Source organism: Bradyrhizobium sp. 45 (assembly GCF_023073155.1).
Taxonomy (GTDB): domain Bacteria; phylum Pseudomonadota; class Alphaproteobacteria; order Rhizobiales; family Xanthobacteraceae; genus Bradyrhizobium; species Bradyrhizobium canariense_D.
Genome location: NZ_JADPIX010000153.1, coordinates 1 through 9,259 on the forward strand (window position 1 = coordinate 1; position 9,259 = coordinate 9,259).

7 protein-coding genes are annotated in these 9,259 nt (G+C 60.2%); all 7 read right to left on the reverse strand.

The genetic code is table 11. The features are described from left to right. Positions 1-274 precede the first annotated feature (274 nt). Entirely contained in the window at positions 275-1,498 is a 1,224-nt protein-coding gene (locus IVB42_RS37005) for an MFS transporter (RefSeq protein WP_247472053.1), read from the reverse strand. 20 nt (positions 1,499-1,518) lie between these two features. After that, positions 1,519-2,754, reverse strand: coding sequence for an ATP-grasp domain-containing protein (locus IVB42_RS37010; RefSeq protein WP_247472055.1), 1,236 nt, complete (start codon positions 2,752-2,754; stop codon positions 1,519-1,521). Then, on the reverse strand, positions 2,684-3,880 hold the full coding sequence (locus IVB42_RS37015; protein ID WP_247398989.1) for a saccharopine dehydrogenase C-terminal domain-containing protein: 1,197 nt from the start codon (positions 3,878-3,880) through the stop codon (positions 2,684-2,686). The genes IVB42_RS37010 and IVB42_RS37015 overlap by 71 nt, the downstream gene beginning before the upstream one ends. A 3-nt stretch (positions 3,881-3,883) precedes the next feature. Beyond that, a complete protein-coding gene (locus IVB42_RS37020) occupies positions 3,884-5,122 on the reverse strand; it encodes an ATP-grasp domain-containing protein (RefSeq protein WP_247472057.1) in 1,239 nt (412 codons plus the stop codon). Beyond that, positions 5,119-7,014 carry a class I tRNA ligase family protein gene (locus IVB42_RS37025; protein ID WP_247472059.1) on the reverse strand — a complete coding sequence of 632 codons (1,896 nt, stop codon included), beginning with the start codon at positions 7,012-7,014 and terminating at the stop codon, positions 5,119-5,121. The genes IVB42_RS37020 and IVB42_RS37025 overlap by 4 nt, the downstream gene beginning before the upstream one ends. Then, a complete protein-coding gene (locus IVB42_RS37030; RefSeq protein WP_247398996.1) occupies positions 7,011-8,273 on the reverse strand; it encodes a SidA/IucD/PvdA family monooxygenase in 1,263 nt (420 codons plus the stop codon). The genes IVB42_RS37025 and IVB42_RS37030 overlap by 4 nt, the downstream gene beginning before the upstream one ends. A gap of 456 nt (positions 8,274-8,729) precedes the next feature. Then, positions 8,730-8,996 (reverse strand): hypothetical protein, encoded by a 267-nt coding sequence (locus tag IVB42_RS37035; RefSeq protein WP_247399000.1) that lies wholly within the window; start codon positions 8,994-8,996, stop codon positions 8,730-8,732. Positions 8,997-9,259 lie beyond the last annotated feature (263 nt).

Here is a 9,259-nt window from a genome sequence, read left to right on the forward strand (position 1 = left end):
CAACCCGCACACATCATCGCATGGTCCTTCTGGCGCAGAGCTCACCAGGCTGCCGCTCAACGCGCCCACTTCAAATCAAAAAAGCAACTGTAATGCTAGTACTCGAATGGGATGCCCATCTTCACAAATAGCGCAATGGGAGGCCACCACGGAACGATAGCAGATAGCCGTCGTAGAAATAGCTTTGCGCGGCGACTGGGGGCCGCCGCGCAGCAGGACCATGTGCTTGTCGAGCCGATCCTTGAAGTCCAGGCCGGCGGTGAAAAAGCATTCTCTAGGATCGCTCGACGTCAATGCCATCCTGCGTGGCCTTCCGGCCACCAATATCCAGCATCTTGCTGCGAAAACGGTACAGCCACATCGCACCTAGACCATAAAGGGCGGCAATTCCCGCGAAAGCGAACGTGTTGTGAAGCTCCGCGCTGCCGAGCACAGCGCCAACAAAGTTGCCGAGTGCTTCTCCGAGACCCATACCGATGGCGTTGATGCCTAGCAAGGCGAGGTGATCCCTTCCCGGGGTATTCTGGACAAGCAACACCGACAATGACGGCAGGGCCACAATCTCCACGACCGTCAACAATGCGACGGCGAGGTAGAGCGTGAACAGGTTCACGAACCCTGATAGCAGCGCGAAACACGCCAGGACCAGGATCGCCGACAAGATCAGCGACCCGACGTCGTCGACATGCGCGCGCTCGAGTGCCTTCATCAGCGGCATCGATGCCCCTACCACCAAGGCAGCATTGAGGCCGGCAATCGTCCAAACGATTTCCGGGCCGGCCAACAAGCGGCCTAGCACGATCGGCGCAAACGAAAAGATCTGTGCCAGGGCGAACCACGTGAAGGCAGTCGCCACGAATACCAAGCGAAGGTCGGACCGCGTTGCGCTGTGCAGCAGCGACTTCCACCAGTTGCCGCCGCGGTCCAGTACTGGCAGCTCGTTCCCCAAAAAGGCATGGCAGACCAACCCACCCGACACCATCACCAAGCCGGTGACGAGGAAGGGGGCGTTCGGCGCCATTTGCACGTACAGCAGGCTCGAGAGCAACGGTCCGAGCGTGGCAGCGATATTCGTCCCCACGGCGAGCTTCACTAGCATCAAACGGAGAGATTGATCCTCGCGCAGGCGGACCGAAATTACGCGCAGCAGCAAGCTGCACGACCCGTAAGCGGTGCCGACCATAAACAGTCCGAGCGCGGTCCCGACAAACGCGGCGCTCTCCGCCACGATGGTATAGCCCGCCCCCATCACGAGATAGGTTGTCGTCAGGGCACAACGCGTGGGAATGCGGTCCAGTAGTGGAGCGAATAAGGCGCGCGACGCTCGGCCGGAAGCGGACAGGAGCAGCAACAGAGTACCGACCTGAGCCGCCGAGAGCGATCGGTCGAGGAGATAGACGCCGAGCACAGAGAGCGGCGCAAAGTAGCCGTAGTTATTGAGACAATTCTGAGCGAACACGTTCCAGAACATACGCTGCGCAGGCTTCGGTTGGAGCATGGTTGCGCGCGGGCTGTTCATCATTGAACGGTGATGGCGACCGCCATGATCATGCGCTCGAGCCGGTCCTTAACTTCGGTGGCGCTCGCCCCGGTGGCAAGCACATGACCAACGCGGTCGAACGAGTGGCGGACGGGCTTCACGGTGTCACCGACTTTGATCAACAGCGCGGCACCGGCATAGCCAGGCATTTCGCGCAGACGATCATATCCGGTGATTTCCGTCACTCTGCCGGCGGGCGGGACGAAGTATCGGATGCCGGCAGCTCCGCAGTGGGCCGCGGGAAGCATCACCACGCCGGCATCAGCGCACAGCATCTGGGCAAACACGCTGCCGTAATAAGCGATCCCGGTCACGTGCTGTGTCAGGTGCGTAATGTAGTCGCCTCCGGGTCGGGAGTGAATTTCCCCCATGACGATCTCGCCGGCATCGCAAGCCCAGAACTCCGCATGAAACATGCCGAAAGTCAGACCAACGGCATGCACGGCGCTCTGCACGACCGTGATCGCGCGCTCACGCAAAGCAGACGGAAGATCGGCCGGCGCGACATGGCCGCACTCGACGAAATTGCCACCGCCGATCACGAATTTTTGCGTCAAGCTCAAGACCCTCGGCCAGCCACGGACACATAAGCCCTCCGCGCTGAACTCCCGGCCCTCGACGAACGATTCGAGCAAGAAGGGCCGCTCGCTTGCCGGCCTGAGCTGCGCAAGCGCAGTGGCAAGAGCCGTCGCGCTATCCACCAGAAAGACGTTCTCGCTGCCATACCCGATCATCGGCTTAAGGATAAGTTTGCGATGCCGGCGCGAGAGCTCGGCAAACGCCTGATCGATTGCCTCGCCGGATCGGCACAGCCTGGCTTCCGGCTGGGCAAATCCGGCCGCCCGCAAGGTGTCTCGGCAGACAAACTTGTTGGTGGTGCACTCATGCGCACGCTCGCTGGGGCCCTTGAATCCAAAGCGGCGAACGAGCGCGGCCATCGCCGGCTGCGCTTTTTCTTTGAAGCTGAATGCTCCGGCAAGAAGCTCACGTCGGGGATATTTGCCAACCCACTTGAGACAGGCGCTCACATCCTCGAAGTCGAGGGGATGGACCTCATCGGCGAGATCATGCAATTGAATGGCCTGCTCGAGACGCTTGGGTGTGTCCGTCAACACCACCCGCAAGCCTTGCGCCCGCGCCTGATCATAGAGGTGACGGGACTGAATCTCGCTCTCTCCACCCAAGACCAGCAGTGCCTTCTTCCGCATCGTCATCACATCTGTCCATTGTTATCTCGACACCTCGACGCTCGAGCCAGTCGAGCATGACCGGCGCTATCTGCGGGGTGATAATGGTCTCCGGATAGTGAAATCCGCCAACGGCTTTTCCGGCGCCCGTCAGCCAGTTGACCAGGAACACCACGGGCAAGCAGGTGGCCAGAGCCATCGAGCGCACGTCGACGCGGTCGGTGAAGGTGAGCCGCAAACCCTGCACAGACCGTCGCCCGTGCCGACTTCCGGCGAGATCGATTGCCAGAAGCGTCTTTGTCTGTTCGTTCTCCGCCAAGCCGAAGGTGCGCTGGGTGGCCCGCTCAAAAAGCTGCTTTGGGGTGAGGCCCGTATTTTCGTCCACGGCATCCTCGGCCAAGACGCCGAGTTGATCGAGCAATGCGACCAGTTCGACATATGTGGTCCAACGCAATGTGCGTTGGTCGGCATCGACACCCGGCCGCGACAATTTCGGATGCTCCGAGAGCCGCGGCTGCATCCCGTCATGCCAGTGCTCGAGCACCCCGATGCCGGGCCAAGCGAGTTGTTGAACATCGGAAAACCGCGGAACGACGCAAAGGGCGCCATCGCGGATGCAATAGGCGTCGCGCTTGGCGAGGGGGAGGTGCGAAGTGCCGAAGAGTCTTTTGTAGCCGAGAGGATTGGCCGGGCGTGGCACTACGATCCCACCGCAGCAGATACGAAGGGACTGCACCTCCTCAGTGGATTCCAGCAGATAGCTCGCCAGGATCTCCGTCAGCCCCGGCTCCAGCCCGCAGGGCAGAACCGTCGCAAGACTCGGAGCTTGGATCAGCGCTTGCTGCACGCGTGGCACGTCCTCGGCAGCAGGCCGGCTGATACTCACCAGCAAACCACGTGTAGCGCGGCTCGCTAGGCTCTCGATCACACCCAGCGTGACCGGCCAAGTGGCGGCACAGATCACGACGGGTGCGAGTTCTGCCTGCTGCGGCTGGTCGGTGCACAAGATCTCACATTTCCATGCCTCGCGCGCAGCCGTGAGCGCGCTCATATCGCGGTCGATGAGGCGGACCGTCCAGTGCGGAAAGGCGTCGCGGAGCAGCGCCGCCATTCCCCTGCCCATCGCACCAGCGCCTATGACGTCCGTCTGCATGTTTCACTCGAGGGCGAAGACTGGGGTGATCGTCTCCGATACCCAATCGAGGTGCTTCGTGAGCAGTGCTTGGCTCGGCGCGGTGCTGATCACCGCGATCAGACGTTGAAGACGGAAATCGCTCGGCGGAAGCACAATGTGTGTACCGATCGATGTTTCGACGATCGCCTGCTCGACCCAAGGGTGATCGAGAACCGCCTCGAGGCCGCGGTAGCCGAGCAGCCGCCCTTCCTGTTTGGCCAAGACGTAATGGATCCCGGCCACCCGCTGCGGCGCGGGCGGAGGCAGAGGCGCCCTGCCCACCGCAATGCGAGCAAGGTTTTCGTAGAAGTCATAGTGCAACGCAAGCGGGACCAGATGCGACGCGATGTAATCGCCTCCCGGCCGGGCAGCAACCTCAATGAGCGCGAACTGCGGGCCGTCGTACTTGCCTTCGAGGTGGAAGGATGCATTGTCCAGGCACAGCGCCAGCACGTAGTCTTTGGTCTTTGCTTCAATCATGCTGCGCATCTCACCATCGAGGTCGGCAGGGAAAATATGCCGCACCTCCAGGCAATAAGGATCCGAGGTGAGCTTGTGCGTGATCCCGACAACGGTGACTTCACCGCCGCAAACGTACCCTTCCACGCTCACCTCCTGCCCGCCGATATAACGTTCCGCCAGGAACGTAAGCGTTTCCCGGCGCAAAGTCGGGTCGTACGACGGATTGCCGATCTTCTTGCTAGTGGAATGAAAGACATTCAGGTCGGCAGGCTCGCGAAGGAGGTAGATTCCGGTGCTGCCCGAGGCGTTCACCGGTTTCACGATGACCGGGAGTCCCGCCACACTGATGAACTCTTCCAGATCGCTATCATTCTGCAAAAGCCGGTGCGTGAGGCCGGAAACCGACTGAGTTCGCTCGCGCAGTATCGATTTGTCCCGCACCGCGGACACGCATGCGTGCGGCAACCCGGGCAGCCGCAATTTCGCGGCAACGATAGCGCAGGCTTCCACAGCAGTTTCCGTAAAGCAGACCACACCGGCAATTTGGATACACTTTCTGATCTCCTCGACGGCGCTCTCGAGCGAGACAAGGCTTGCGGGATTACATTGGCGCCACTCGTCCACGTAGCAGGCAAGTTCCGGTGGCAGCGGCTGACCAAGCACAGCGACGCGGTATCCGAGCCGATGCGCCGCTTCGAATGCACGAATGCTTTCTCGTATGAGCCGGCGATAATTGATATAAAGGAGAAACTCCGTCATACAGCCCAGCCTCTGGTATCGAAGGATCGCCCCGCCGGAACCCATTGCAAGGCGTGGTTCAGATATGGCGGTTCTCGAATGCCAAGGCGCGCCAGGAGTGCGGTGCAGAGCCCAGGCATTACCGGCCAGGCAAGCGTCGCCCACAGCCGCAGGCCGGCAACGCTGAGGGCGCAGGCGGCGCGCTCGATGCCCGGGTGATAGCGCGCGCCAAGCGCTTCTGTTGCGAATCCATCAAGGTCGTGAAGCAAGCGGTCGATTAGCTCCGCGATCCGCCGCGGGTCGAATCCTTCGACCGAGAATAACCGCCGGCCCTCTTGCTGACGCTCGCAAAGCTGTTGATAGAATGCGCGATGCAGGCGTTCCCAAGTGCCGGCCTCCGGGACCGTCCCGCGGTGACGCGTTTCGACCGACTGGCTGATGTGATGAATGACGGATGCCAGCAGGCCGCGGCGCCGTTCGATCCAGTCAAAGGCCTCGCGAAAGCTAAAGCTCGTCGGGGCAATCGATGGACGGGTATGGCAGACATATAGGCGCAGCCAGTCGGCCGGAATTCCCTGGCGGGTGAGATCGTCGGCGTATATGACATGGCCCCGCGAGGTGGAGAGCTTACGGCCGTCAAGCTGGTAGAATTCGTTGCCAAAAAAACCCACGATGCGAAATCTGCTCGCGTGGTAAAGGTGGAGCAGGATTGGGAAGGTGATGCAGCGCAGATACGCGTTGTCGGAGCCAAAAAAGAGCACGAGCTCGACCTCGTCCGAGCCGAGCTCCGCACGGGAGGCAAGCATATCCTGTGCCGTCAAGAAGCGGGGGGCGAGCTCGACGGCCGAATAGAGGTTCTGGTTCTCTTGCCCGTGCAACGCGAGGGCAAGTCCGTCCGATGAACAGATTCCGAGCGGAATGTCCGGCAGCTTGCGCTGCAACACCCGGGCGACGAAATCCGGCATTTTGCCGACGTAGGCCCCCGACATCAGGTATCGCTCGAGCACGGCGCGATGCGGCTCCAGCGGCACGAACATGCGCTTCAGCGGCCGCCACGCTGCCGGCCGGTTGCAATGGTTGCAGACCGGATCCATCAGCTCTTCATCCGGCACGAACAGCGCGCAGTTCTCGCATTCCGAGCTGATCCCTTCGCCACAGTGCGGACAGGAGCCGCGCACGTGGGCTTCGAACAAGTATCCGTGCCCGTGCTCACAATACGGAACGCGGGCAGTTTTCTCGATGAGATGGTCGCCGGCGTCCAGCGTGGCTAAGAACTCGCGAGCGACCCGTTCGAAACGCGGCAATTCGTCGAGCGTCGCGAACACATCGAAGTCTACCCCCAGCAGACGGTAGTTAGCGAGAAAATCATCCGAGTAGGCGCGCGAGGTTTCGTGGTAGCTCCGCCCTTCGCGCGCAGCGGTGATCGCCACATGTGTCTGAAAACCCAATGTCCCACAAAGCTGGTAACAGTCGAGCCCAAGTGTCCTTTGCGCTCGCGTAAACATGTCGGCAGCGACGACCGGCCCCGCCAGATGCCCAACATGCATCCGCCCGTTCGGCGTTGTAAAGCTCGGCAGAACAAGGCGCGTGCGCGGCGCCTTGGTCGGGGCTTTGACGCTTTCGTCAACGGTCTGCCGGTCTTCCCACCAAGCATTTCCCACGACCAGGAGTTCCGCCCCATCGTTCTTGATAAGATGGGCAGTGAACGGAGACATCAGCAGCATGTCTCCTGGGCCGAGCTGTTTGGTAGAGAGCGACCCGTCGCCATAGGTGACCGAGCCGGTGCCGGAGAACACGAACAACATCTCGTTGTCGGCGTGGCAATCCAAGCGCGTGGACTCGCCACTCTCGAGGGCGAATTTAGAGGCCCTAAAATGGCGTGCCACGATGTTATCGCGCAGCTTTCTCATCATTCCTCCTCCAGTTCAGCCAGACGCGACAACATCGATGGATCCATGTCCACCGGATAGAACTCCTTTCCCATGATGCTGTTGACGATCGTTGCGTTGCGATAGGCGACGAGAGACAGATTCGCGTTCTGCAAACCATGCTGGATGCGGGTTCTGTTCTGGAAGTAGATCTTGCCTGGCAGGGCTATCCGGCTCTCCAGTGAATAGTCCGATCTGATCCTGGGCAAACTATCCTCAATACAGGCGAGCTGCATGATGCGGTCGAAGAATGGCGGCGTGTGGGGGACAAAACCGGTGGCCAAGATCACACGGTCCACCGGCGCCCTGCGTGTTGCTGCGGTCTCGGTGCACTTGAGCGTAACTTCGAAGCCCGCTCCATTCTGCCGCAAACCTTCGAGACAAGCACTGACGATCAACCGGACGCCGTCGTTGTCACTGTCGACGAAGCGACGTTCATAGATTTTGTCGAAGAGTTGATTTGTGAGATCCAGCGATACGCCGTTGCTGCTCAGCCTCTTAACCTGCACCCATTCGCGCCGACGCGAGAGCGGCTGAGCTTGAAAGTGGCGGAAATAGGCAGGCGTATAATACTCGTTGGTGAATGCGCAGTCGTCCCTCGGTTCAAGGTTGTCGCGCGGCGTAACCCAAAGTATCTGCTTCAGGGGTGGGCCCGCGAACAGCTGTTCCATCACCTCGCTGCCGCTTTGACCCCCGCCGACGAGCAAGACTCGTTCTCCTGCGGCCGGTGGCGCCCTATTGAGATAGTCTGCCACGTGATAGACGCGTTCGCCCAACAAGGGACGCACGCAATCCGGCACGTCGGGGCAGATTCCGAGCCCAAGTACGACATGTCGGGCCTGATATTCCGCCTCAGTGGTCGTGATGCGGAAATGTGATATTTCGGGCCGCACATCCAGTGCCTTTTGCCCAAATCTAAGATACGGAAGCTGATCTGCGACCCAGGCGAAATACTGAAAAAACTCCTTGCGAGAGACTGCACCGGACCGTCGATTGACGAACGCGTGGAGCCGCCCGCTTCGGTGCAAAAAGTTGAGAAATGAAAACGAACTGGTTGGATCTACGAGCGACACACAGTCTTTGACATGTGACACTTGTAACTTAGCGTTCGAAAATCCCATTCCGGCGTGCCAGGCAAAACTCGGCTTATCGTCAATGAATAGGCACCGTAGTCCGGTCGGCTTCATGAGAGCGGCAAGGCTGAGATTAAACGGACCAATTCCGATACCAATTACGTCATACATGCGACGAAGCTCCCATGTGCCGGTCCTCTTCACGGTCAACTAAAAATGGTGCGGGCGGTGCGTTGAATGCATGAGTCGAGCTAGCAGACAAACGTAGTCGGTTCCCGTCGTTGAGAGAGTAGAAGAGGCGGCCCCGGCGCAGAGTAGATGCGCTGGGTACACGCGCTGGGTCGGCCCCTACATCATCGGTTGCCTCGTGATGCTCCTTGCATGAAGCAAGCGGCGTGCCGAACTGAAATCGCGGCGCTTCTGCAAGCGCTTGATACAACTATCGGCGAGACGCTTGAATCGAGCGTCGCGTCACGTGCACGAATTGTCTCAAGGCTGACGATCGGGGCTGCGTCATATCCGACAAGGTCGGTGTGAGTTCGGTGGCCTGCACAGCCCGGCAATCGTTGGCTCCGGGAATCGCGCGGCGCGGGCGCGCGGTACCGCCGGTTGATCTGCCTCACCTACTCAGTGAGGCTTCTGCATTCCCTTTTTGGGCCTCGCAGCTCCCGTTCCCTGAGCGCCCTCGCCAGCTCCCGCTTCTTCGCGCGCGATAAACTCTGCAATTTGGGCGTCAAGTTCGTCGTCTGTCATACCCGCGAAGTCGCCCGGCTTGCCGACCTCCTTGCGGTTAATGAACATGCCCAATTCTTTGCCGAGCAGCTCCAGCGCGCGGTTCCCGACGTTTCCCTGGTACTGGTATTCGCCCTGCTCTTCCCGCTCCTTACCACGCACCGGCCGTGCCTGCAGCGCGCGCTCAACGTTCTCGATTAGCTTACCTAGAACCCTCTTTGGTCAGGACCAGCTTCGACACAGCCTTCTCGGTGGCTTTCGCATCCGCCCTTTCGCGCTTCTCAAATAGCTCAGATGTCATTCGGCTTGCAAATTTGGCTCTGACGCATATGTGGAACGGCCCGGGCTGCAAGATCTTTCTCTGGTTGAACAAGGGATGACGGTGCGGTCATATGTTCGGCCTGTGAACGCGGCGCCTGGCCGCT